The sequence below is a fragment of the Vibrio sp. Isolate25 genome (assembly GCF_022398025.1).
In the GTDB taxonomy this organism is placed as follows: Bacteria; Pseudomonadota; Gammaproteobacteria; order Enterobacterales; family Vibrionaceae; genus Vibrio; species Vibrio coralliilyticus_A.
The window spans coordinates 96,700-122,373 of sequence record NZ_JAKEUT010000006.1; the positions used below are offsets into that span (position 1 = coordinate 96,700).

Consider the following 25,674-nt stretch of genomic DNA (forward strand, 5'->3'; position numbering starts at 1 on the left):
AATAGTATAGACTTTATTGGTTCATGACGAGCTCACCATTAATACAGGCTACCTATAGATACAATCAAAATTGTGATAGTGCTTCTACTATGTTAGGCACTAAGTTGTAATTTGATGCTGTAAAAGCAATCTGACTCGGTGAAGTCCTTGGTATTTTTTTAACAACATTAGGAATTCAATAATGATTACTCCCGTCATCATGGCTGGTGGAACTGGGTCTCGTTTGTGGCCTTTGTCACGAGAACTGTACCCAAAGCAGTTTTTGGATGTTACAGGTAAAGGGACCATGCTACAGCAGACAGTGGAGAGACTTTCCAGCATTGCTCACCAAGCGCCAATACTTATATGTAATGAAGAACATAGGTTTATTGCAGCTGAGCAAATGCGTTTAGGTGGATTTGAGCATGGTGGAATTATCTTAGAGCCAGTTGGCAGAAACACTGCGCCAGCTATAGCTCTTGCGGCTCTAAGGTCCACTATCGGGTCAAAGGAAGATGCAACCTTGCTAGTTTTAGCAGCAGACCATCTTATTGAAAATGAAGGTGCTTTTCTAAAATCAGTAGAGGCTGCACTACCTCTTGCTTCTTCAGATAAGCTAGTAACTTTTGGTATCGTGCCTACCAAGCCAGAGACAGGATATGGGTATATTAAATCAGGCTCCTCTAATTACAACGGTAGTGCATTTGAAGTAAATGAGTTTGTAGAAAAGCCAGATATTGAAACGGCAAAAAGATACCTTGCTTCTGGTGAGTATTTTTGGAATAGCGGGATGTTTATGTTTAAAGCAAACCGATATTTAGAAGAGTTGGAAAAACATGCGCCAGACATCCTAGCAGTGTGTAAGCGTGCTATTGAATCTCCATCGTTGGATCAAGAGTTTATAAGAGTAGACAAAGCTATTTTTGAGATGTGCCCGGATGATTCTATTGATTATGCAGTTATGGAAAAAACGGATTCAGCAATGGTGGTTCCAATGGAGGCTGGATGGAGTGATGTCGGCTCATTTTCTGCGTTGTGGGAGATCTCCTGCAAGGATAGCCACAACAATGTACTAAACGGTGATGTAATCACCGTCGATTCTCGCAATAATTATATTCGTGCGGAAAACAAGTTAGTTGCTTCAGTTGGTGTGGATAACTTGGTGATTGTTGAAACTAAGGACGCCCTATTAGTTGCCGACAAAGACAAGGTTCAAGACGTTAAAGCGGTAGTCGAGGAACTGAAGTTGGCGAAAAGAACAGAGCAGAAATTACATCGAGAAGTGTACAGGCCTTGGGGTAAATATGATTCGATCGATCAGGGTAAACGTGATCAGGTTAAAAGAATCACGGTCAAACCAGGAGAAAAATTATCTATCCAGAAGCATCATCACAGAGCTGAGCACTGGATAGTTGTATCTGGAACTGCCTCTGTATTAATCGGTGAAGAGACTCGGCTAGTCACAGAAAATGAGTCGGTTTATATTCCTCTTGGCTCTGTTCATGCCTTAGAAAATCCAGGGAAAATACCTCTAGAAATGATCGAAGTACAAACAGGTAGCTACTTGGGGGAAGATGATATTGTTCGGTTCGAAGACCGTTATGGAAGAGTTTAAAATGGTAGAAAAATCATTATTAGTCTCTCGCGATCTAATTGCTCAAAGTGGTGTTGCGTTTGGTACAAGTGGGGCTCGAGGCTTGGTAACACAGTTCGACCCACAGGTTTGCGCTGCTTTCGCGCAGGCGTTTATCAGTAGTATCCGAAAGGGATATGAGTTTTCGCGTGTGGCATTAGCCATTGATAATCGCCCGAGCAGTTATGCGATGGCTCAAGCATGCGCTGCGGCCCTTCAGCAGTTGAGTGTTGATGTGACCTACTATGGCGTCATTCCAACTCCCGCTTTGGCTTATGCCTCCCAAGAGCAAAAAATACCGGCGATAATGGTAACTGGGAGCCACATACCGTTTGATAGAAATGGGCTTAAGTTTTATAAGCCTGATGGTGAGATAAGCAAAGCAGATGAGCAAGCAATTCTAGGTTCAACAATTCAATTTACTCCTATATCAGAATTGTTGGAACTACCCGTTTGTAAATTTGCGGAGGAGCAATATATCTCGCGCTATACGTCTTTATTTAAGTCAAAATGGCTTGAAAACAAACGCATTGGAATTTATGAGCACTCGAGCGCTGGGCGGGATCTTTACTATAAAATCTTTGAGGCATTTGGTGCCGAGGTTGTAAGTTTGGAACGTTCAGATGAGTTTGTACCAATAGATACTGAGGCGGTGTCAAAGGCTGATATCGCGAAAGCAATTGGTTGGTCTAATGAGCACAATTTGGATTTAGTGTTTTCAACAGACGGTGATGGTGACCGACCATTGGTCTCGGATGAGCATGGCAATTGGTTGCGAGGTGACATTCTTGGTTTACTAGCTTCCCAGGCTTTGCAAATAGATGCCTTATCTGTCCCGGTAAGCTGCAATACGGTGATAGAATTGTGCAATCATTTTGCTCATGTTGAGAGAACGAAGATAGGCTCTCCATATGTAATCGCTGAGTTTGAAAGATTAGCTTCGGAGTATAAGTCTGTAGCCGGTTTTGAGGCAAACGGGGGCTTTTTACTTGGAAGTAATGTGACGGTTAACGGCAACACGCTGAAGGCCTTGCCAACGCGAGACGCTGTTCTTCCTGTGCTCATGTTACTTGTATTATCACAAAATAGGTCGGTATCAAAATTGGTATCTGGCTTACCCGCTCGGTTTACACATAGTGATCGTGTTCAAAACTTCGCTACAGAAAAAAGTCAACGTATTGTGGCAATGGGAGAGGCTGAACCACAACGTTTGATAGATAAGTTAGGCTTCAAAGATTTGACTGTGAAATACATGGATGTGACAGACGGACTTCGACTTACACTGTCGAATGATTGTATTGTTCACCTCCGTCCGTCTGGCAATGCACCTGAATTGCGTTGTTACGCAGAGGCTAGTGATATCAGGTTAGCGAATGACATAGTCAACATGGTTTTGAGCAAGGTCATAAAGTTCGGGTAGGCCTTGTTATTTATTGTCTTGTAAACCTCAAAGATAAATTAGCATTTTGAAACCGAGTAATCTGATACTTTGTTTATTTGTTAGAAGTTTTCAAATCGATGATAAGTCTTCTCTGAGGATAATTTTCGAAGAGTTAGTTCTTACTATATATATTTAAAAATATGCTTATGGATGCCATATGAGTTGCTATATAATCGCAGAAATTGGTGTGAATCACGCTGGATCGGTTGAGCTGGCAAAGAAGATGATAGATGCCGCGAAAAAGTCAGGAGCTGATGCAGTAAAGTTTCAAACGTTTACCGCTGACAAGCTGGTGAGTGATAGTACACCAAAAGTTAAGTATCAAGAGTCAACTACTGATAAAGATGAAAGTCATTATCAAATGATTAAATCTCTAGAGTTTTCCTATAAGGATCATATTCCAGTTTTTGAGTATTGCCGAAAGCTCAATGTTGACTTCATTTCTACGCCTTATGATATCGAAAGTGCAGAATTTTTGGTGTCTATCGGAGTGACAATTTTCAAAACAGCATCAGCAGATATTGTGGACTTATCCCTTCAAGAGTTTATAGCTGAACATGCTGAGCATGCAATTGTTTCAACAGGTATGGCGACACTTGGAGAAGTGGAACAAGTTGTCGATATATACCGTAAACACAATTGCAAACTGACTTTGCTACATTGCGTTTCAAACTACCCTTGCTCTTTTGAAAGTTTAAATCTGAATGCTATGAACACTCTAAAGAACTCTTTTTTCTGTGATGTTGGCTATTCCGATCATGCTGCAGGTCCGATACCCTCCGTTGCAGCGGTTGCGCTTGGGGCAACCGTTATTGAAAAACATTTCACACTAGATAAATCGATGCCAGGTCCAGACCACAAAGCATCTAGTGAACCGCAAGAGTTCAAAGAGTTAGTTGATGCTATTCGAACGGCAGAAGTTTCTTTGGGAAGTCCTATTAAATCTATCCAGAAAGAAGAAATGCAAATGAGGCAAGTATCTAGAAAGAGCTTGTTTATTGCACAGGATATTCAAGAGGGGACCATACTGACGGCAGACATGTTTACACTCAAACGACCCGGCACGGGATTTTATGAAGCCGAGTTACAGAGCATTGTCGGAAGCGTAAGCACCAAAACGTTGATAGTAGGTCATATGCTTCAAGTAGGAGACTTTAGAAGTGCGTAATCAATGTTTGATAGTTGGCTGTGGAAGTCATGCGCATGCGGTTATTTCAGCGATTGAATCATCCACTGAAAGCTATGAAATATTGGGTTTGGTTGACATTGAAGATAACTATGATCCAGCAGAAGAGAAAAGCGATTATAAAGTATTACATTGCTTAAAGGATTTGCTTACTTTTCCCAAAAAATATAATCATTTATTATGTGTTATTGCTGTTGGGGATAATTCTTCGAGGAAAAGAGTGTACGACTTGCTTAAGATTCATGGTTTTAGTTTTCCCAATATTGTATCAAAAAGTGCCTTTGTTGACCGGACTGCGATACTCGGAGAAGGAAATATTGTCTCTCATAACGCAGTGATTAACGCCCAATCGAAGTTAGGTAATAATAACTTGGTTAATACGGGTTCTATTATTGAGCATGATTGTATCCTAGGGGATCACAATCATCTTGGGCCCCGTGTGGTTATATGCGGTAGAGTTATTATTTCTGACTTGGCTTTTCTGGGCGCTGGTTCGACTGTACTTCCTAATTTATCCATAGCTGATGGTATAGTGCTGGGTGCGGGTTCTTTGTTAAACTTCAGTGCCCTAGATTCGGGTTCTCGGATTGTTGGTGTGCCAGCTAAGGTTAAAAATAAGTGATATATTTGTCAACGGGAGGGTTTTCTTCGAAGACCTTCCTAGAGGTCTCAAAAATTCTCGATTCCCAGATTATTCATGGTTTAGAACTATCAGGAGGAAGGCATACAGATACGTTAGAGGAGGATTTGTATGCCGTCTCAAAACGTTTCAAAATTGTTATGCACAATTACTTTCCTGTGCCCAAAGAGCCATTTGTTTTTAATCTCGCTAGCTTCAACAATGAAATTGTTGAAGCTAGTATGGAACACGCAAAGAAAGCTATCGAACTTACTGCGGCGAACAATGGGAAATATTATAGCTTCCATGCAGGTTACTTGCTCGACCCAAAAGCGTCTGAGTTGGGCAAAGTTATTGGAAAAAAACAGCTCAATGATCGTAAGTCTGGCTTAAAGGTGTTTATAAACAATGTAAATAAGCTTGCTGATTACGCAAGTGGCAAAGGAATAACACTACTTATCGAGAATAACGTTATTTCTACAAAAAACTTTGAGTCATTCAATTGTGACCCGTTATTAATGACAGCAGCTGAAGAAACAAGAGAAATATTTAATAAAGTTGCATCTAACGTGAAGTTACTGATAGATGTCGCACACCTCAAAGTATCTTCTAATACACTGGGTTTTAATCCCGTTGATTACTTAAAAGAGTTTAAAGAGATCACTGGCGCTTATCATATAAGTGATAACGACGGTTTGGAAGATAGCAACCAACCGTTTACAGAGAAATCATGGTTCATTGAGCATATTAGAAAGGACCTTGACTATTACTCATTAGAAATTTATACACCTGAAATCGAAGTATTGGAATCTCAGTATTTATTGATGTCAGAAGTATTGAGGTAATTTTATGATTGACTTAGAAGATTTGTGTATTATTAATGGCGCTTTGTTAAAAGAAGCGTTAGTAAAAATCGATCACAATGCACAAGGTCTACTATTTGTAGTTAATGAAGGTAAGCTGCTCGGTGTCATTACCGATGGAGATATTCGAAGAGCGATTATTTCCGGAAAAACGATCAATGATAATATTGAGAAAATATATAACTCTGATTGTGTTAGCCTTCATCACAACGCTACAATTGAAGAAATTCAAGCAGGTTTGAGTGATAGGATAAAGGTGATCCCCCTTGTAGACGATAAAGGAATCATAGTAGATTTTGCTTCTATCTATCGATTGCACAGAATTCCCGTGTTAGAACCATTGCTGGGAGGTAATGAGCTTGAGTATGTCACCGATTGTATTAAGAGCAATTGGATCTCATCCCAAGGGCGATATGTTAAGCAGTTCGAGAGCGATATCAAACATTATACGGGCGCAGAGTACGTCCTTGCTGTAAGCAATGGTACGGTTGCGTTGCACTTAGCATTAGTCGCGTTGGGAATAGGTCCAGGTGATGAAGTTATCGTCCCTGACCTGACATTCGGCGCAACCTTGAATGCTGTTATACAAACAGGGGCGAGTCCGGTTATCGTGGATGTAGATAAAAGCAACTGGAACATGTCTGTTGATCTGGTTGAAGCCAATATTACACCTAAAACAAAAGCCATTATGCCAGTTCATATATATGGTGTTCCGTGCAATATGCCGAAAATAGCTCAACTGGCCAAACAGCATAATTTGACCGTTATTGAAGATTGTGCAGAAGCTTTGGGTTCGACGATTTCGGAGAAGCATGTCGGTACTTTTGGAGACGCGGGTACGTTCTCGTTTTTTGGCAATAAAGTCATCACCTGTGGTGAGGGAGGAGCCGTGGTCTTTAAAGATCGTCATGCCTATGAAAGGGCGAAGGTCTTGCGAGATCATGGCATGAGACCAGATAAGAGATACTGGCATGAAGTTGTTGGTTTTAATTATCGTCTCACCAACATGCAAGCTGCGGTGGGTTGCGCACAACTTGAGCAATTATCGAGCTTCAGAGCTAAACGAATGAATATTTTCTCTTGGTATGAGAAACATCTAATGCCATCAGGTTTCTTTGAAAGGCAAACTATTGAGCAAGGCTATGGTAATAGCTATTGGCTGTTCACAGTTAAACTCAAGTCTCATTGTGTGATCGAAAGAGACAGTCTAGTTGAGAAGCTAGCTAAAGTTGGTGTTGATACTCGCCCGGTTTTCTACCCAATGTCAGAGATGCCTGCGTTTCGTGATTGTAAAACAGCTCTAAATGGCACGAGTAAAGAGATTTCATTGAATTCTATTAGCTTACCCACATCTGTTCATTTGATTGAGAAAGATATTGAGACTATTTCAGCTGCACTTATAAAGAGCATCGAATCATCTATCAAGTTTGAGGAGATCAATAAGAGTGCTTGAGGGAAAAAGGGTTTTTGCTGTAATTCCAGCACGTTCTGGCAGCAAAAGATTACCGATGAAGAATATTCTACCACTTGCTGGAAAACCTACAATTGCATGGACTATTGCTGCTAGTCTGCAGTCGGAATATATCGACCGAGTAGTGGTAAGCACAGACGATGTTAACCTAAAGAACGTCGCGTTAGAGTGGGGGGCTGAGGCACCATTCCTTCGTCCTAAAGAGTTATCAAGTGATACAGCATCTACCGATGATGTTCTTCTACACGCAATTAATGAGTTAGCGCTTGAATCAGACGATATTGTGATTTTATTGCAACCTACTTCACCTCTGAGAACTGCTTTAGATATAGACAACAGTTTGCGTTTACTCGAGGGTAAAGATGTCTCTGGCGTTGTTAGTGTGTGTGAGTGTGAGCATAGCCCACTCTGGTCAAATACACTTCCGGTAGATCGCAAAATGGGCAATTTTCTAGATAGTAAACATTCAAAAGCACGTAGTCAAGATTTGCCTACTCATTTTAGGCTCAACGGAGCTATATACGCTTACAGAGTAGCATTTCTCAAGAAATATAAATACAGACATTATTCAGACGAGATAGTAGCCAGCATAATGAGTCAAGAATGTTCGATAGATATTGATACAAAATTGGACTTTGATTTTGCGCGATTTTTACTCGAAGGTGTTGAGTAATATTAATTTTAAAGAATAGCTGAGTTTCGGGTTTGGTAAGTAAACTGGCTAATCTAATTAAAGGTTTAAAATATGAAAAAAGTAGCATTAATTACCGGGATAACCGGCCAAGACGGTTCATACTTAGCAGAGTTTTTGCTAGAAAAAGGTTACCAAGTACATGGTATTAAGCGCCGTTCTTCATCATTTAATACTGAGCGCCTTGATCATTTAGAAACAGATAGTCATCATGAAAATAGACAATTATTTCTACACTATGGTGACTTAACGGATAGTTCTAACCTTATAAGAATAATAAAAGACGTCCAGCCTGATGAAATTTATAATTTAGGTGCCCAATCACATGTTGCCGTGTCATTCGAGTCGCCTGAGTATACTGCGGATGTCGACGGAATTGGCACGTTGAGACTGCTTGAGGCAATACGGTTGCTAGGACTTGAGAAAAAAACCAAATTTTACCAAGCATCGACTTCTGAGCTTTACGGCTTGGTACAGGAAGTACCGCAAAGAGAAACCACTCCTTTCCACCCTAGATCTCCATATGCTGTTGCTAAGATGTACTCATACTGGATTACAGTGAACTACCGAGAAGCTTATGGGATGTACGCCTGTAATGGTATTTTGTTTAACCATGAGTCGCCAAGACGAGGCGGGACATTTGTAACTCGTAAAATCACACGTGGCCTTGCTAACATAGCGCAAGGAATAGAAGACTGTTTGTATTTAGGTAACATGGACGCTTTGCGCGATTGGGGACATGCAAAAGATTACGTTCGAATGCAATGGATGATGCTTCAACAAGAAACTGCCGACGACTTTGTGATTGCTACTGGTATGCAGATTTCTGTGCGTGAATTTGTTCGGTTGTCAGCTCATGAGTTGGGTGTCACCCTCCGATTTGAAGGTGAAGGACTTGATGAGGTCGCAATCGTAGAGGCTGTTGTTGGGGATAATGCCCCAGCATTAAACGTCGGAGATATTATAGTTAGAGTTGACCCACAGTACTTCCGTCCGGCAGAGGTAGAAACACTTTTAGGCGACCCAACCAAAGCCAAAGAAAAGTTGGGCTGGGTACCAGAAGTTTCAGTAGAGCAAATGTGTGCTGAGATGGTTAAATACGATCTAGAGAAAGCCAAACAACACGCACTTCTCCAAGCTCATGGACACGATGTTTCGATTTCTAAAACTCGTTGATCTTAAATAAAATTAAGTGAGTGCGAGTAGTTATTATACAGTGAGCATAATGCGTTTTAGGCTGCTGAGATGATAAGATTGATGCGGCTTTTTTTGTCAATGTGCTCACTAATAACCTTAGCTGATTTAGAATGCTCAATTTGTGCATTCCAACGTTGATAAATGCTAGTCAGCATCTCCAGAGCATGTCGTGAGAATAAAGTATATAGGTAGGTAGATGAGTTTTAACCTTGAGAACAGTAGAATTGGTATTATTGGATTGGGCTATGTGGGCTTACCGTTAGCGGTAGAGTTTGGCAAAAAATTTGATACAGTAGGGTTTGATATTAACAGAGCTCGTGTAGATGAGCTAAGTGCAGGTATAGACTCTACTCTCGAGTGTTCATCGAAAGAGCTTGAAAATGCTAGACACCTAGTTTTTAGTGACTCTATGGACCAGTTAAAACCTTGCAATGTGTACATTGTTACAGTTCCAACCCCCATAGATGAACACAAGCAACCAGATCTGACACCCCTTATAAAAGCAAGTGATATGCTCGGTCGTGTGATTAGTGAAGGGGACATAGTTATATATGAATCGACAGTTTACCCAGGTGCGACTGAAGAAGTCTGTATACCTGCAGTTGAGAAGAGCTCAGGTCTAACCTTTAATAAAGACTTTTTCGCTGGCTATTCGCCTGAGCGCATTAATCCAGGAGACAAAGAGCATCGTGTAACGAATATCCTTAAAGTAACTTCAGGCTCAAATGATGAGGTTGCAAGTTTTGTAGATTCACTATACCGGTCGGTGATCGAGGCTGGAACACATAAAGCAAGTTCTATTAAAGTGGCTGAGGCTGCCAAGGTTATAGAAAATACTCAAAGAGACGTGAATATTGCATTGATTAATGAGCTTTCAATCATTTTCAATAAGCTTGGCATTGATACCTTAGAAGTGCTGGAAGCGGCAGGCACTAAGTGGAATTTCTTACCATTTCGTCCTGGTCTTGTTGGCGGTCATTGCATTGGTGTTGACCCTTACTACCTGACTCACAAAGCGCAAACCGTGGGTTACCATCCCGAAATGATTCTAGCTGGTCGTCGTTTAAACGACGGTATGGGGCAATACGTTGTGTCTCAATTAGTTAAACAAATGGTCAAACAACGCATTCATGTCGAAGGCGCTAAAGTTTTGGTGATGGGCTTAACCTTTAAAGAGAACTGTCCAGATCTCCGTAACACCAAAGTCGTAGACATTGTAGAAGAGCTGAAAGAATACAATATTGATGCTGACATAATTGATCCATGGTGCTCCAATGCGGAAGCGAACCATGAATACGGCTTGAGTTTAACAGAGTCTCCTAAAGCAGGCACTTATGATGCGATTATTTTAGCGGTATCTCATAATGAGTTTAAACTAATGGGTGCCGAAAATATCCGTAAGTTAGGTAAAGCAAGTCATGTATTGTATGACCTAAAATACGTGTTACCTAAAAACGATGTAGATATGCGTCTTTAATTTAAGGGATTAACAACAATGACTCGCTATGATGAAATAAAAGAACAGTTAATACAAAGCCCAAAAAGCTGGTTAGTTACAGGTGTGGCTGGCTTTATAGGCTCTAATCTACTGGAAACACTTTTACAATTAAATCAGAAAGTTGTAGGTTTAGACAATTTTGCAACAGGCCACCAGCATAACTTGGATGAAGTCAAAAGCCTGGTTTCCACAGAACACTGGGATAACTTTACTTTTATTGAAGGTGATATTAGAGATTACGAAACCTGTACAAGAGCTGTAAGTGGAGTTGATTATGTGCTTCATCAGGCAGCCTTAGGTTCTGTACCTCGTTCGATTGTAGATCCAATTACTTCAAATGCCGCTAACGTAACTGGCTTCTTAAATATGCTTAATGCTGCAAAAGATGAAGAAGTCAAAAGCTTTACATATGCAGCGAGTAGTTCAACTTATGGCGACCAGCCAGCGTTACCGAAAGTAGAAGAAAACATCGGTAACCCCCTTTCTCCTTACGCAGTAACTAAATATGTGAATGAGCTTTATGCAAGTGTTTATGCGCGTACTTATGGTTTTAAATCAATAGGCCTTAGATATTTTAACGTTTTTGGCAAGAGACAGGATCCAAATGGCGCATACGCAGCGGTGATACCTAAATGGGCTTGGGGGATGATTAAAGGAGAGGATATTCACATAAATGGTGACGGAGAGACCAGCCGTGACTTTTGCTTTATTGAAAATGTCATTCAAATGAACTTACTAGCCGCAACTGCGGATGATGAAGGAAGCAATCAGGTCTACAATGTAGCTGTTGGAGATAGAACTACCTTGAACGAGTTGTATCACCTGATGAAGACTAATTTACTAGATAGTAATGTAATCAATGAACCTGTTTATAAAGATTTTAGAACGGGCGATGTGCGCCATTCTCAAGCTGATATTAGTAAAGCAATCAAAGTACTAGGGTATAACCCGAAATACGACATCAAGGCAGGAATAAAAATTACAATGTCATGGTATACTAATGACATCAAATAATATCCTGGTATATCCTGATAACTTAATGAGTGCTAATGAGTTCGCTTATATAATAAAGGAGTGTAACTTGAGTGCGACTGTTGTCCTAGCGTCCGAAACATTAAAACAACCTTTTTCTCAAATAGAGCAGGTTGATTTTATTTATCTGAATAATAAAAACGCTAAGGCAGAAGAAGTTACAACCGAAAATAATAAAAGAAAGAGAAAAGAAAACAGCGTATTACATCTCTTTCTAAAGAGGATATTATTGACACCATTATCGGTACTAAGTTTTTACAAGAAGTATCTTTCTATAAAAAAAAGTGTTCCATCTAACTTTAAGCAGGCACTAATTGCTAACGACAGAAGCTATGCCGATGGATATATACTGCCTTTTTACTATTTCTGTAAGAAGGAAAAGATCAAAATGATAATTCCAAGTACTGCAACATTCGCTACAAAAGAAGGAATGCTGAGAGCTAGAGTTAGTAGAAAAGAAAAATTTGCTGTTACGTGGCTAGAGAAGGTGTTATGTAATCATCTAGTAGTAGACTTTGAAGGTACAAAACTATGCTACTATCCGATAAACACAATCATTGCATTAAAAATATTTGGGGTACTTTCTAAGAATCCTTGGGTAATGGGAGCAAATAACAATGCAACATTGTGCTTAAACAATCAAAAAAGTAAGCTTGAATACCTGAACGCTGGTGTGGATGAAGAAAACATCATAGTTACAGGTTCATATAAAATAAAAGATGCATATTTAAATGAACGTAAGCGTATTGGAGTGATCGGTTTTGCTCTACCTCAGATGTATGAGCATGACATTTTATCTTGGTCAGAGCACATAGCAATCATTGAGAATGTCTTGTCTGGTATTTGTAACCTTGAAAAAGAAGTTATTGTGTTCCTTCATCCAAAAATGGACAAGTCGAATTATCATTACTTAGAGTCAAGATATAACTGCAAAATATCCGAACAAAGAACTGATGTTGGTCTAAAGTCAGTTGATATCTATATTGCCACCTTTTCAACTACTGTTTTAACAGCTACAACTCATGGTATTCCATCGTTAGTTATTGATTGTTTTGATGCCAATTACAAAATGTTTGATGATTACGCTTCGATTAAAGTATTTAAAGAAATTCAGTGTTTGGTATCGGAATTGGGCGCTTATGTTAGAGACCCAAATCGTTATGTAGAATTAAAAAAAGAAGTATTCTCCGACTCTAAATTAATTGACGATGAGCCAGGTAGGGGTATGTTGAAATTAAAGCAGTTGATTGAAAATGAAATACAACTTTAAAAATATAATTTCTTTTTTGCTTGTTAATTTATTTCCTCAGTTGTCTGGGTTTATATTATTAAAGCTTTACACCGAACATTTGGGTGTCGATGACTTTGGGGTATATAATGCTTTAATGTCAATACCGCCATTGCTAACAGTTTTTGCTTCTTTACAACTGCATTCGTCAATTGGTAGATTTTACTTTGATTTCACAGAATCTAAAGAAAGGGAGAAGTTGATAGGTACTATCCTATCGCTTGTTGTTCTCTGTTCGATTACTTTTGTTTTTATAACGTTTTTGTTTAGGTCTGAGCTCAATGTTCTATTATTTAGTGGTAAGTTGGATAACTATGACATAGAGCTAGTTATCGTTTTATTAACGTCTTTATTTAGTGTAATGAATTCCGCTTTTAATGCCGTGCTCATAGTCCAAGAGCTTGGACATGTTATTGTAAAACGCGTTGCGCTCGTCACATTAGTTCAAATATCATCAATTTTTGTTCTTTTAACATTCTTTAATGGTGGTGTGCTTCAGATACTTTCTGTGCTTCTACTCAGTTCGATATTTAACTTTATTCTTGTTTATTTTCAGTCAAAAAGAAGCTTCACATTTTCCCTTAGTACCGACTTTATCAAGCCTATCTTTAGTTACTCTTGGCCGTTAGTATTTCATCAACTAGGTGGGTATCTCTTTAACTTTTCAAGCGTTATAATTTTAACTAATCAACTTTCGCTTCGAGATGTTGCGTTATTTTCAGTGTTGTTTAAGTTAGCTTCCTTGAATAAAATATGTGTTAATTCAATTAACACTGCTTGGCAGCCGACTGCTTTTAGAAAACTACGTAATAATAGGGAGTCCGGAAAGGAGTTCATTAAAAGTTCTTATTCGGATTTTTTGATGCTATTCTTTATCTTGTATCTGATTTTAACTCAAGCTCTTAGCTTTATTGTTGAGAACTGGATTAGCAATGAGTACAGTTCGATAATTGTACTCATTCCAGTTATGGTAGGAGCTTATCTATTTCGTTTATCATATTGCTTTTCAACAACACTGCTTTTTTTTGACAAGAAAACTCACTTGATACCAGTCGTTACAACGATAGCAGGAATAATTAATATTATATTAGTTTCAACATTGGCAACAACCCTGAGCTTTGACTCGGCGGTATATGCTTTTACTTGCTCAATGCTATTTATGTCATTGTTTTATGCGATTTATAACAAGCTTTACTATAAAGTTAGCTACTTTAAAGAGCTGATGACGATTATTTCTGTCATAACTTTCTCAAGTTACGTAAACACAAATTATAGCTTTATTACTCAAAATGCTATTTATTCTTTTCTCGTTTTAGTGTTTTTTTTATACTTAATGAAAAGCGGAAAAATTAATCCAAAACACATTAAAGAAATTTTAAAGAGGTCTTAATGAGCACATATATCATTGCTGAAATAGGGAATACACATGAAGGCTCTCTAGGTCTGGCTAAGCAATTCATTAAAGCCGCGGCTGCCACAGGGGTAGATTGTGTAAAGTTTCAAACTCATATTTATGAAGCTGAGTCTCTCGATGACGCACCAAACCCTCCGTATTTTAAAGATGAATCACGCAAAGAATATTTCGAGAGAACCGCATTTACTCTTGAAGAACACAAAAAGCTTAAAGAGTATACTAATAGCCTAGGTTGCGATTTTATCTCATCTCCATTTTCAATTGAAGCTATTGATATGTTAGAAGAAGTTGGCGTTCCATTTTATAAAGTTGCTTCGGGCGAGGTCAGTAACATACCTTTATTGGAACGTTTAGGAAGAACTCAAAAAAAAGTGCTCTTATCAAGTGGTATGAGTAGCTGGGAGGACCTTGAGCAGGCGATTTTTACTCTAAAGGAGTACGGTTGCCCAGATGTCGTCTTATTGCAGTGTACTTCTAAATACCCATGCCCCCCTGAATACTCTGGGTTAAATATGATGGCTTACATGCAAGAGCGATTCAAATTGGATACGGGATATTCCGATCACACATCGGGAAACAGCATTAGTATTGCGGCAGTTGTTAAAGGCGCTAAAGTTATTGAGAAACACTTTACACTGTCTAAGTCTATGTATGGTAGTGATGCACAGTTTGCCTCTGAACCACACGAATTTAAGCAGTTAGTCGATTCTATCCGCGATGTAGATATTGCACTTGCAAGTACGATTTCTAAGCAAGATGTAACGTCGGAATTAGATAATATGAAGCTCACTTTTGAGAAAAGCATTGTTACAAATCGTGCATTAAAAATTGGTGAAGTCATAGCGTTTGAAGACCTCGCATTTAAGAAGCCTGGCTCTGGGATCCCAGCAAAAGAATATAGAAGCCTAATTGGCAAAGTTGTTGTAAGAAACATTAAACCCAACACAAGAATTGAGTATTCAGACTATGAATAAAAGAAATATCCTAGTATTTGTGGGCAGTCGAGCGAACTACAGTAGCATTAAGTCAGTCATGCTTGCGATTAAAAACCACCCAGATCTAAATCTACAAACGGTAGTCGGTGCGTCTGCCATACTAGACCGATTTGGCAAAGTGGAAGACTTGTTGATAAAGGATGGTTTTAAAATTGATGCTAGGTTTTACAATCTTATCGAAGGTGAAAATCCTGTCACGATGGCTAAGTCTACAGGGTTGGGTTTAATAGAGGCCTCTTCGATACTAGATGCGTTGGATCCAGAATTTGTTGTCATTGTGGGTGATCGATTTGAGATGATGAGCGTGGTTATTGCAGCCGCTTATCAGAATATTAAGATTGCTCATACAATGGGAGGCGAGGTCACAGGAACAATTGATGAAAGCATTCGGCACGCCATAACTAAGTTTTCACACTTACACTTCCCTGCCAATGAAGACGCAAGGGAACGAATAATTAAAATGGGCGAGCATCCAAATGATGTATTTAACTTCGGTTGCCCTAGAATTGACTTAATTCGACATGAGTTGGCTAAAAGTGACTCTATTGAAGAATTAAAGGGAATTTTCGATGTTTACGGTGGTGTTGGGGGTAGTTTCGACCTAAACTCCCCATTTTTACTGGTCTCTCAGCACCCCGTAACTACGGAGTTCGTCGATGCTCGAGCTCAATTTGAGGAGACTTTAATCGCTCTCAACAAACTAAAAATGCCAACTATTTTGCTATGGCCAAACGCAGATGCTGGCTCGGATGACATCTCAAAGGCGATAAGAACATTTCGAGAAAAATACAATCCAGAATGGCTCCATCTATTCAAAAATCTGCCGACAAGTATCTATATTCACTTACTCAATACAACAGCATGCCTGATTGGTAATAGTAGTTCAGGCCTGCGTGATGCAGCATTTGTTGGGACCCCTGTCGTCAATATTGGCACGAGACAGAAAATGCGGATGAAGGGAGAAAATGTAATCGATGCCAAAAATGATTCAACGGAAATCTTTGATGCTATCTCAACACAGCTGAGCCACGGTAGATACAAGTCTTCGGATATTTATGGAGATGGTTATGCTGGTAAAAAAATAGCGCAGTGTTTGTCTGAATTCACCACTAGTATCCAAAAAACAATTAACTATTAGTATGAAAAGTCTCGGTATTATTCCCGCTAGAGGCGGTAGCAAGGGGATTCCCCAAAAGAATATAAAACTTCTGAATGGAAAGCCACTGATAGCTTATACCATTGAAGCTGCCCTTAGTTCTAATTTGGACATAGTAGTGGTGTCAACAGATTGTGATAAGATTGCAGAAGTGGCTTACTCTTACTCAGCCGAAGTATTCTTTAGAGATGAAGTACTCTCTGGTGATTTGGTTCCAACACTGCCGGTTATTCAAGATGTAGTAAATAGGTCTGATGAGCAATTTGATGCCATAGTCACATTGCAACCAACATCTCCTTTAAGAAGCTGCCTACATATAAATGAGGCCTTGGAATTGTTTTCATGCGATGACGACGCTGATAGTCTAGTCAGCGTCGTCGAGGTTCCCCATAACTTTTCGCCTGAAAAGCTAATGACCTTAGAAGGTAGGTATTTGAAGGGAGACAATAGCCCAAAACGCAGACAAGACGTTGAGAGACTGTTTGCTCGCAATGGTGCTGCAATATACATCACTCGTAACTCAAATATTCAGGATTACATTTTTGGGGGTAGAGTAATTCCTTATTTCATGTCCAAATTAGATAGTTTTGATATAGACGATATTGAAGACTGGGAAATAGTAGAGAAGATTTTATATTAAAATAAATTGAATTGTAAAAATATTTTTGTGTTATTGTAGCTTGTATGCATGATTACTTTACTTGAAGGGGAGGGAACTCCCTTTTATTAAAAATTCACTTGTATAAAACTAAAATGATATGAAATAATCAGAAATTTTAAAAATATCTTTTAGGGATCTTATATATGAATAAGAATATACTTATCACACTCCCATATTCTTACAGCTATAGGAATATTGTACTGACAGGTGTATTAGAGCAGTTACTAGAAAGGGGTTGTAAAGTTATGGTTGTATTACCAAAAGAGCTTTGTAATGAACCACCTATTTTGACTCTGATGGATCGGTTTCCACTACAGTTACGCGTATCTGAATTAATAAGGCCATCTGCCTACACTATTAGCAATGTATTGTTCTTGCTCTGTGCTTCATTAATGCAAAAGGCGCAAGGTACTTATAGTTACAAAATTAAGCAAAGAAATAGTAAGTATCTGGGATGGAAGTCTTTTTTTAAGTTAAGACTACTACCTATATTCTTACCAAAGAACAAAAGAGTTTTTTTGTTTCTTAGATGGTTACTTATAAAAAGTTTGTATAATGAAAATGTATTAAATACTATAAAAGAATTTGGACCTGATGTTATTTTTAGCACGCTAAACAATAAAGTTAATGAGTACTACTACCTTGCTTTTGGCTACGAAAATAATATTAATACTGTGTCCCTTGTTCATAGCTGGGATGTAATAACTACGAAAGGTAGCTTCGTTCTTCCAACAGATAGTGTTTTAGTTTGGAATAAAATAAACGAGCTTGAATACAAATTCTTTGTTGATTCTTTTTTTAATTCTAACTCAAGTGTATACAAAGTTGGAATTCCTCAGTTTGATGTATATAAAGAGCATGTTAATAAAACCTCGTTGTTATCGGTTAAAGAAAAGTTAGGTATACCGATAGACAAGCAGGTTGTTGTATATACAACAGCTGTAGAGCGCCTATACCCAAATGAAAAGCTTATTGTCGAGAAGCTTATGAATGATTTCGAAAGAGGGCGGTTTCCTGGTAAGTTTCTATACGTAAGGCTTCATCCTCAGGAGTCTAGTAGTTTATATAAAAACCTTCCAAGAAATGGAAATAGTTTCAAGTTGAATATTCCTGAACACAATTTAGCTCAAATAGAAGATTCGGTTAAGTTCAACTCCGACACTCTTCTAAAGCTATTTGATGATTTATTTGTTGCCGACGTTGTTGTTAACATGGCATCATCTATAACCCTCGATTCCTCTGCTCTTAATAAACCTGTGATTAACCTTGCTTTTGATCATATCAATAAACCAAATGAAAGCTTTTATCAATCTGTAGAAAGGTTCTACTACACTGACCATTTTTCAAAGATCATTGGTGCACACCAGTCAAGCGTAGCTTCTAGCTACTCAGATTTATGTGATTATATTGATAACATTTCCGAGCAGTGTAGTCAGTCAACTAAAACACTTCGAGATGCTTACATTTTTGATTTTGGTAATGGTGTAAATAATATTGTTAGTAGGATTATATAGGATGTATATAATTAGCGCATTCCTAGTGTTTGTATTGATTACTGCAGACTTTTTTAACTCACTTTATACATCGAATATATTACCACTGCCAAGTTTAGGGGTTCTGTTATTCACAACTTTATCTATTCCTTATATTGTTTTAACTGGAAGATTGAAATTTTCAATAAACAGGGGTGTTTTTTCTGCGATTATACTTCTAATATTATCATTCTTAGTTTCAGTTCTAGCAATAGATTTTAATTTTGTTAAATTACTACACTTGTTTGTTTATGTTTTTTTTATGTGTTGCATTTACTATTTATATGATGGAAATGAAATTCAGTTTAAATTAATGCTAAATAGACTCGCACAAGTTACTTCATTTATCGCATTGTTCTATGTGGTATTAACGTTAGTTGCTAACTTGAACTTTGATGTGGATTTCATTAATATTATTAAAACATATCCAGAATATGGCCTGGTGAGATTAGCATTTATATTTAACGAACCATTATCGATGGGATTTTATTTTATATTAGTATACAGTATTGTAGATTCAACTAGTAAAAAAAAATCTTATTTGTTCCTATTAGCCTTAGGTATTTTATTCTCATTTTCTCTTTCTTCTTATCTGCTATTTTTTCTGTACCTGTTTCTAAAAAACTTTCGTTTTAGTCTATTTTCCCCAAAATTTTATTTTGCCATATTATTGATGTTGGCACTTTGTTTCTTTGCATGGTTTTTTTTAGGAGATCGCGTTACTCGCATTTTAATGTTTGAAGATGGCTCGACAAGAATAAGAATCGCTCTTACTATAAGTGCTCTTATGATGTTTTTTGATAATTGGCTTGTTGGTGTAGGGTGGGGGAACTCAGGGGCCTTATTAGATAACTATTCTAATGTGTTTAGTTCCTCTGTTCATATGGAACTATCTTATTCAAGTAATATGTATCTTTCTATCCTATCCGAGCTAGGTATAGTCGGGTCTTTTCCCTTTTTCTACTTGATGATCTACTTATTTAGAAAAAGCCTCCATACGCGCGAGATCTTTGCTGGTTTTGTCGTTGTACTGGTGTCTTTTCTTCAGCAGTCATTGTTACTTACGCCATTTATATGGATTTATTGGGTGTCTATTTTATTAATTGATAAAAAAAGATTCCCCTTTTGAGTTGATAGACATCGTTAGAATTGTGCTAATGTCACGTTCTAGGTATTAATATAAGCTTGTTTTAGGAGTTTGTTGTGAAGTCAAAGGTGTCATATTTTTTTCAAGGTGTCTGGAATAATATTTTAAATAAAGTTCCTAGTTATCGTATACGACATTTCTTGTTAAAACACATATATAGGATGGATATTGGTGATTCGACAGTTCATATGAATGTTAAATTTTACTCTCCATGGAACATCAAAATTGGTGAATGTTCAAACGTACAGCGTGACTGCTTTCTAGATGGTAGGGGTGGGTTAGTTGTTCACGATAATGTAGATATTACACCGGGTGTGCAGATTATTACAATGTCTCATTACTTGGATGACCCTATGTATTCTTCTTGTTCTAAACCTGTTGTAATCCATAAAAATTCGGTAATCTTTACGTCCTCTATTATCCTCCCAGGTGTAACTATAGGTGAGGGAGGGTGTATTGGAGCTGGATCAGTTGTTTCTAAGTCCACAGAACCTTACAGTGTATACTGTGGTAATCCTGCTAAGTTTATTAAACATAGGAATTCAGATATTCGTTATTCCGTTCGGTATGAGCGTTTTTTTCATTAGGTTTGTGGAGTTTTTAGTTGAGAAAAAAAATAGCAGTTGTAGATCCTTCGTCCTACTCTCTACCATATGACTACTTTTATATTAGCGAGGTTAGCAAGTACTATCTAGTTGATTTTTATTACTCAAAAACAAGCAGTAATTATGAATATATTGATAAGCTAAGGGATAACAAAAACGTTAATTTACGCGAGTATAATATCACACCAAGTGTTACTAATAGGTTTTGTGGCCTTATTAACTACGTGCGAATGCTTCTTCTTATTTTTTTTAGTAGCTATAGCTATCACTCAATTCATTTTATCTGGAGCATATTCGCTACAGCTGAGATTCCTTTTTTTCTTCTCCTTAGAAATAAGTTAGTATTTACAATGCACAATGATGTCCCCCATGGATATAAAGGGGAGGTTTTTTTTCCTTTTCGAATCATTAGTAAAATAGTACCGACTTTGGTTTTTGTCAGTAAGTTCACAAAGGACCGATTTAGGACTAAGTATGGTCTCCACAAGAATGTAAAATTGGTCCAACATGGTTTAATGCCTATTGCAAGCGATAAAGAACTTAATCAAGTATCGAGCTCACGTTTCGGAGGGAGATTGGTATTCTGGGGCCGAGTGGAAGGTTATAAAGGACTAGATTTCTTCGAACGACAAAAGATTGATTTACCCCTCGATATTTATGGTAGATGGTCTTCAAGTATGTCTGACCTTAAGCAAGCCCTTTCAAAGAACAATAATATATGTATTGTTGACCGATACCTATCTCACGAAGAACTACTTGCTATGTTACTACAAGAGCATATTTATATCCTTCCTTATAAAGCTGCTACTCAATCTGGTGTTCTCTATACGTTACTTACTTACGAAAAAGTCTTTATTTCGAGTAACGTTGGCGAAAATTATCAGTTCCTTATAACCCACGGTTTAGAAAAGCTATCCTTTGATAGGGATTGTTATGAATCATTTCAGAGTGCTTTGCGGTATGCAGTCGAAAACTATCTTGAAATTAAAATGAAGCTTAAGATTATAAAGGAAAGTTATCGATGGAGTACCGTATTAGATCATTCCGTGGTGAACGATATATATCTCTATCATAGATTGTAGTTAAGTTCAATTTTTTAGGGGTAAAATTATGACTGAGGATTTATTTCTGGTTGTATACTTAGGGAATTTGTAATGGTTAATTTTCATCCTTCATCCTATATAGACTTGATTATTATTTTTATTTTCTACTATTTTTTTGTTAGGAATGGTATCTCTAAAAGGATTTTCTTATATTTTTTGTTATCTTCTTTTGCATTAATGACATTCTATTGGAACTTTTATGAGGCCCCAGTATCGTTGTTCGATATTTTCCTTTTAAGGGAGTTCCTATACTTAGATGGAATAGGCTATCTAATTAAATCAATCGTTGTCGTTTTCTTTTTAAGTATTTTTGCTAGTTTTCTTTATATTATATATAAATGCTTTAGAATAAATTTTTGGACTTTTTCTACATTTTTGATAGCTATTGTCCTCATATCCAATGTAACTTTCGGAAGAATCGATTGGAACCCAATCGAAAATTATAGAAAACAAGGGCTTATACTCACACTGGTTGGAGACTTCTCTAAGAAGTTAGGCCATGTTTATGTGAAAGATAGAGAAGACACGCTCATAAAGCTTTATAGTAAAGAAGTCTCTATTGTGCCTGAAAAGCCGATAAATCTTGTAATTTTGGAATCTCTGTTTTTTGCCTCTGAATCTAGCCTTGAGGTATTTACGAAAGCAGGTTTGAGTTATAAGAAGGTCAGGGTTTCTACTTTTGCAGGAGAAAGCGCACGATCCGAGTTTGAGTCTTTATGTGGAGCTCCCTCCTTAAAGAGTCCTCTCATTGAGTTTAATTATATTTCTTATGACTTAAACTGCTTACCAAGGGTTTTAAACGATTTTGGTTATAATACTACAGTTATAAATGCAAATAGGCCCTGGATGTATAATGCAGTTAAAACATATAAATACCTAGGTTTTGAGCAACAAGATTGGGCTTTACATAATAATAAAGAACACATTCTTGATAAGCCTGGAGGTTACGTTTACGACGGTGTGGTTTTTGATTACGCACTAGAAAAGTTTGAACCAAATTCCAAGGCGTTTAACTATGTTGTTGGTTCATATGGTCATTATCCTTATGAACGTAATCTAAAAAAGAGACCCGATGTCGTTAAAATTGAAGGGAATCAGCTTAATAGGATTGTAAATATGTCTCATTATCGAAATGAGGAGATATTAACCTTTTTCAATGCACAAAGCGCTTTTACTATTGTCTGTGGAGACCACCAGCCCTTCATCGAAGGTTATACAGAAGAAGATAATTTTTATACGTATTGTATATCTAATAGTGATATATCAAGAGTTGAAAATTTATATGAATTGCCTTATTTTATTTTGTCAGAGATTACTGGAGATGAGAAATGGTTAAAATTAATAGAGAGTATCAGCGAAGAGTATTACTTTCGCTCTTTTTAGTGTTATTTTCTGCTAACACTCACGCTAAGGAAATTGGGTTGCATGCTTCTCAAGTATATTTAATTGAAAGCTATCAAAATAGCCTTGAAAATATTACTGACTTTAGTAAGGAAATAGATATAAAGGAAAAACTTACTCTCAACTCTAACAATGTTCCATTTTTAAAAAAAGTAGGCGCTATTGAAATTGATGTAACATACCTCGAAGACTATAGAAATTTATTTGTTTCTTATGGGAAAACTGACTCAGATGGTGAGCTTGTTCGTTTTCAAAGCTTTTCAGGTAAACTTGTCACTCTACAGAGTTATCTTTCTGAAGTATCAAAACATTTCAATGGCATTGTTTGGCTCGACCTAAAATATTCAACCACCTATGATCTGAGTAATGTATGCAACATTGTAAAGAGCAAGGAAAATGACTTTAGGGAGATATATGTTGAAACGCAATCTACTTTTCACTCTACTATTCTTCGATTGTTAGGGTGTGACTCTATATATTGGATTTCTAATAAGGATATCGGTACAAGACCTTTTTCACTCGATATTATAGGTTTATTTTCAAACTTTAATGTAAGTGGAAGCTTTACAAACTATAATATTATTAAAGATAATTACTCAGACGCGAATATCTTTCTTTGGACAAACGGTATTAAAAAATTTGACTCCATTCAGTTCCCTAGTGCAGAATTAGTGCTTTACGATCTGCATTTGATCAATAACTGATTTAAATACAAATAGAGGTCAATCGTGAGCGGATTTAGTAATTTAGTTTCGATAATAACCCCCTGTTATAATCCAGGATTAGAACTTCTTGAAACAATTAAAAGTGTGCAAAAACAAACTTATAAAAATTATGAGCATATAATAGTTGATGATTGTTCTACACAGCCATTACCTGAGGAGGTACTGGCATGTATAGAAGATGATAAGCAGATTGTGTTTATACGCCGTAGTTGGAACGCTGGACCAGCTGTCACCCGAAATCGTGCGCTCTCATGCGCTAGAGGTAGGTTTATTGCCTTTTTAGACTCTGATGACCTCTGGCATCCAGAAAAGCTTGAGCAGCAAATCAGCTTTATGCTGACTAAGGGTGTTAGCTTTTCTTACACCTCTTACGAGGTTTTTGATGCAAAGGGAAAAATTCTAGGCTTAAGAACACCACCACCAACTTTAACTTACAAAGATATATTAAAATCTAATCAGATTGGCTGTTTGACTGCAATCTATGATGCTCAGGTCTTGGGAAAAGTATATATGCCGAATATCGTGAAGCGACAAGATATGGGACTATGGCTTAAAATTTTAAGAAACATCAACTGTGCCCAAGGACTTGTGGATAAACCTTTAGCGAGGTATAGGGTTGGGACAGTTTCACTTTCTTCGAATAAATTTAGTGTTTTAAAGTATCAGTGGCGCATATATCGGGAAGTTGAAAAACTTTCTTTTATTAAGTCTATTAACTACTTCCGTCATTATGCATATAAAGGTCTGACTAGAAAGATATAGGGGCTACTTAGCCCCAAACCCTGTAAGCATTGTTTTAACAGTTTTAATCACAATATTCATATCTAGCCAAAAAGATAAGTGCTTTATATAATAAAGGTCATGAGCTAACTTTTCTCTTGTAGAGTCAGTATCATCTGCATAACCTTGTACAGTTTGAGCCCAACCTGTAATCCCTGGCTTGACCATATGACGATAACCATAAAAAGGAATTTCAGTTTCAAATCGCTTTACAAAGCTTTCCTGTTCGGGCCTTGGGCCTATAAGAGACATTTCGCCTTTGAGTACATTAAAAAATTGAGGGAGCTCATCAATTCGCACTTTGCGAATTACTCTCCCAACTTTTGTAATTCTTGATTGCTCCTCTGTAGCGAACTTATCTACTGTATTAGAACTTTTAATAGTCATACTTCTAAACTTATAAATTCTGAATGTTTTTCCCGCTTGACCTACTCGTTCTTGTACAAACATAGCTGGACCAGGGTTTTCTATTTTGATAAGTATTACTGTAATAGCCATGATTGGGAGTGTTATAGGGAAACTGGCTATAATTAACACCGATTCCCATACACGTTTTAGGTTAAAATAAATAGGATTTGGACTGAGCGTTCCAATGGCATTTTCAGATAAATGTGAAGTTTGAACTTTTCCTTCAATCATCTCTCTGATGCTTTCGGAGTGAAATACAGAGATGTTATTAATGCTGCAGTCAGCTACAAACTTAGAGTCTTCTGGGCTAAGTTCTTTATGTAAGTCTACTACAAGTCCTGATTGGATTGAGGTTATGTCTCTTTTTTGTCCTAAAGGAATAATGTCAATATTCTTATGGTTCTCAAATATCGCTAAGTCAAAGTTTTCTAAAGCAGAAAGCTTGAGTTTTTTATAGTTTTTTGTCATCAAGCTAACTATATACAACCAAGCGAAGCTTATACAAAAGCCGTGAATGAGGATTGAGCGAGAATACTCCAACCTAGTGAGCGCAATAGTTCCAGCTAGAATAGCAAACATAGTCAAAAGGACAGGGAGTATGTAGTATTTCCTTTCTACCAACATGTACTTACTGATTTGAGGTAGTGTACTGGCTGTGGCTGTATAAGCAATTAAAACACTTAATATACTGTATTTCACAGTTTCTGGAAGCGTAGATAGCTTTCCTCCAGATAACACTAATAAATAGCAGAATATTAATGCTATACCCAAGCCATGACAGAGGACTGAATTCGATAATATTTGTTTTTTCACTATAATTGCTTTCTTTTGTGTTAGTGTTAAAAATTT

22 protein-coding genes are annotated in these 25,674 nt (G+C 37.4%); 21 read left to right on the forward strand and 1 reads right to left on the reverse strand.

The annotated features are described in order from the left end of the window. Positions 1-181 precede the first annotated feature (181 nt). The 21 genes from L1D15_RS13905 to L1D15_RS14005 all read left to right on the forward strand — a co-directional run bounded on the left by L1D15_RS13905 (position 182) and on the right by L1D15_RS14005 (position 24,399). Positions 182-1,594, forward strand: a complete 1,413-nt coding sequence (locus L1D15_RS13905; RefSeq protein WP_239876165.1) for a mannose-1-phosphate guanylyltransferase/mannose-6-phosphate isomerase — start codon at positions 182-184, stop codon at positions 1,592-1,594. Beyond that, positions 1,581-3,032 (forward strand): phosphomannomutase, encoded by a 1,452-nt coding sequence (locus L1D15_RS13910; protein WP_239876166.1) that lies wholly within the window; start codon positions 1,581-1,583, stop codon positions 3,030-3,032. The genes L1D15_RS13905 and L1D15_RS13910 overlap by 14 nt, the downstream gene beginning before the upstream one ends. Positions 3,033-3,210: 178 nt before the next feature. Then, on the forward strand, positions 3,211-4,221 hold the full coding sequence (gene neuB, locus L1D15_RS13915; RefSeq protein ID WP_239876167.1) for an N-acetylneuraminate synthase: 1,011 nt from the start codon (positions 3,211-3,213) through the stop codon (positions 4,219-4,221). Beyond that, positions 4,214-4,861, forward strand: a complete 648-nt coding sequence (locus tag L1D15_RS13920; RefSeq protein ID WP_239876168.1) for an acetyltransferase — start codon at positions 4,214-4,216, stop codon at positions 4,859-4,861. Before neuB ends, L1D15_RS13920 begins: the two co-directional genes overlap by 8 nt. Before the next feature lie 5 nt (positions 4,862-4,866). Further along, positions 4,867-5,703 (forward strand): TIM barrel protein, encoded by an 837-nt coding sequence (locus L1D15_RS13925; RefSeq protein WP_239876169.1) that lies wholly within the window; start codon positions 4,867-4,869, stop codon positions 5,701-5,703. A gap of 4 nt (positions 5,704-5,707) precedes the next feature. Beyond that, positions 5,708-7,174 carry an aminotransferase class I/II-fold pyridoxal phosphate-dependent enzyme gene (locus L1D15_RS13930; protein ID WP_239876170.1) on the forward strand — a complete coding sequence of 489 codons (1,467 nt, stop codon included), beginning with the start codon at positions 5,708-5,710 and terminating at the stop codon, positions 7,172-7,174. Further along, positions 7,167-7,865 carry an acylneuraminate cytidylyltransferase family protein gene (locus tag L1D15_RS13935; protein ID WP_239876171.1) on the forward strand — a complete coding sequence of 233 codons (699 nt, stop codon included), beginning with the start codon at positions 7,167-7,169 and terminating at the stop codon, positions 7,863-7,865. The genes L1D15_RS13930 and L1D15_RS13935 overlap by 8 nt, the downstream gene beginning before the upstream one ends. A gap of 72 nt (positions 7,866-7,937) precedes the next feature. Next, complete coding sequence (gene gmd, locus L1D15_RS13940) at positions 7,938-9,059, forward strand: GDP-mannose 4,6-dehydratase (protein ID WP_239876172.1); 1,122 nt, start codon at positions 7,938-7,940, stop codon at positions 9,057-9,059. A gap of 217 nt (positions 9,060-9,276) precedes the next feature. Continuing rightward, positions 9,277-10,557 carry a Vi polysaccharide biosynthesis UDP-N-acetylglucosamine C-6 dehydrogenase TviB gene (tviB, locus tag L1D15_RS13945; protein WP_239876173.1) on the forward strand — a complete coding sequence of 427 codons (1,281 nt, stop codon included), beginning with the start codon at positions 9,277-9,279 and terminating at the stop codon, positions 10,555-10,557. Positions 10,558-10,575: 18 nt separating this feature from the next. After that, positions 10,576-11,592, forward strand: a complete 1,017-nt coding sequence (locus tag L1D15_RS13950) for an NAD-dependent epimerase/dehydratase family protein (protein ID WP_239876174.1) — start codon at positions 10,576-10,578, stop codon at positions 11,590-11,592. 67 nt (positions 11,593-11,659) lie between these two features. Beyond that, positions 11,660-12,880, forward strand: a complete 1,221-nt coding sequence (locus L1D15_RS13955) for a hypothetical protein (protein ID WP_239876175.1) — start codon at positions 11,660-11,662, stop codon at positions 12,878-12,880. Continuing rightward, the gene (locus L1D15_RS13960) at positions 12,864-14,288 is read left to right on the forward strand and encodes an oligosaccharide flippase family protein (RefSeq protein WP_239876176.1); all 1,425 of its coding nucleotides are present in this window, start codon (positions 12,864-12,866) and stop codon (positions 14,286-14,288) included. Before L1D15_RS13955 ends, L1D15_RS13960 begins: the two co-directional genes overlap by 17 nt. Beyond that, positions 14,288-15,286: an N-acetylneuraminate synthase family protein gene (locus L1D15_RS13965; protein ID WP_239876177.1), complete on the forward strand. Its 999-nt coding sequence runs from the start codon at positions 14,288-14,290 to the stop codon at positions 15,284-15,286. Before L1D15_RS13960 ends, L1D15_RS13965 begins: the two co-directional genes overlap by 1 nt. Further along, entirely contained in the window at positions 15,279-16,445 is a 1,167-nt protein-coding gene (gene neuC, locus L1D15_RS13970) for a UDP-N-acetylglucosamine 2-epimerase (RefSeq protein ID WP_239876178.1), read from the forward strand. The genes L1D15_RS13965 and neuC overlap by 8 nt, the downstream gene beginning before the upstream one ends. A 1-nt stretch (position 16,446) precedes the next feature. Further along, the gene (locus L1D15_RS13975; RefSeq protein ID WP_239876179.1) at positions 16,447-17,103 is read left to right on the forward strand and encodes an acylneuraminate cytidylyltransferase family protein; all 657 of its coding nucleotides are present in this window, start codon (positions 16,447-16,449) and stop codon (positions 17,101-17,103) included. 164 nt (positions 17,104-17,267) lie between these two features. Then, on the forward strand, positions 17,268-18,638 hold the full coding sequence (locus L1D15_RS13980; RefSeq protein ID WP_239876180.1) for a CDP-glycerol glycerophosphotransferase family protein: 1,371 nt from the start codon (positions 17,268-17,270) through the stop codon (positions 18,636-18,638). Position 18,639: 1 nt separating this feature from the next. Then, on the forward strand, positions 18,640-19,785 hold the full coding sequence (locus L1D15_RS13985) for an O-antigen ligase family protein (protein WP_239876181.1): 1,146 nt from the start codon (positions 18,640-18,642) through the stop codon (positions 19,783-19,785). Positions 19,786-20,923: 1,138 nt separating this feature from the next. Continuing rightward, on the forward strand, positions 20,924-21,490 hold the full coding sequence (locus L1D15_RS13990; protein WP_239876182.1) for a hypothetical protein: 567 nt from the start codon (positions 20,924-20,926) through the stop codon (positions 21,488-21,490). Positions 21,491-21,562: 72 nt separating this feature from the next. Continuing rightward, entirely contained in the window at positions 21,563-22,894 is a 1,332-nt protein-coding gene (locus tag L1D15_RS13995; RefSeq protein WP_239876183.1) for a sulfatase-like hydrolase/transferase, read from the forward strand. Continuing rightward, entirely contained in the window at positions 22,840-23,616 is a 777-nt protein-coding gene (locus tag L1D15_RS14000; RefSeq protein ID WP_239876184.1) for a hypothetical protein, read from the forward strand. Before L1D15_RS13995 ends, L1D15_RS14000 begins: the two co-directional genes overlap by 55 nt. Before the next feature lie 24 nt (positions 23,617-23,640). Then, a complete protein-coding gene (locus tag L1D15_RS14005; RefSeq protein ID WP_239876185.1) occupies positions 23,641-24,399 on the forward strand; it encodes a glycosyltransferase family 2 protein in 759 nt (252 codons plus the stop codon). A 3-nt stretch (positions 24,400-24,402) separates the two neighbouring features. On the opposite strand, the gene L1D15_RS14010 is transcribed toward L1D15_RS14005, so the two are convergent. After that, complete coding sequence (locus L1D15_RS14010; RefSeq protein WP_239876186.1) at positions 24,403-25,638, reverse strand: sugar transferase; 1,236 nt, start codon at positions 25,636-25,638, stop codon at positions 24,403-24,405. Positions 25,639-25,674 lie beyond the last annotated feature (36 nt).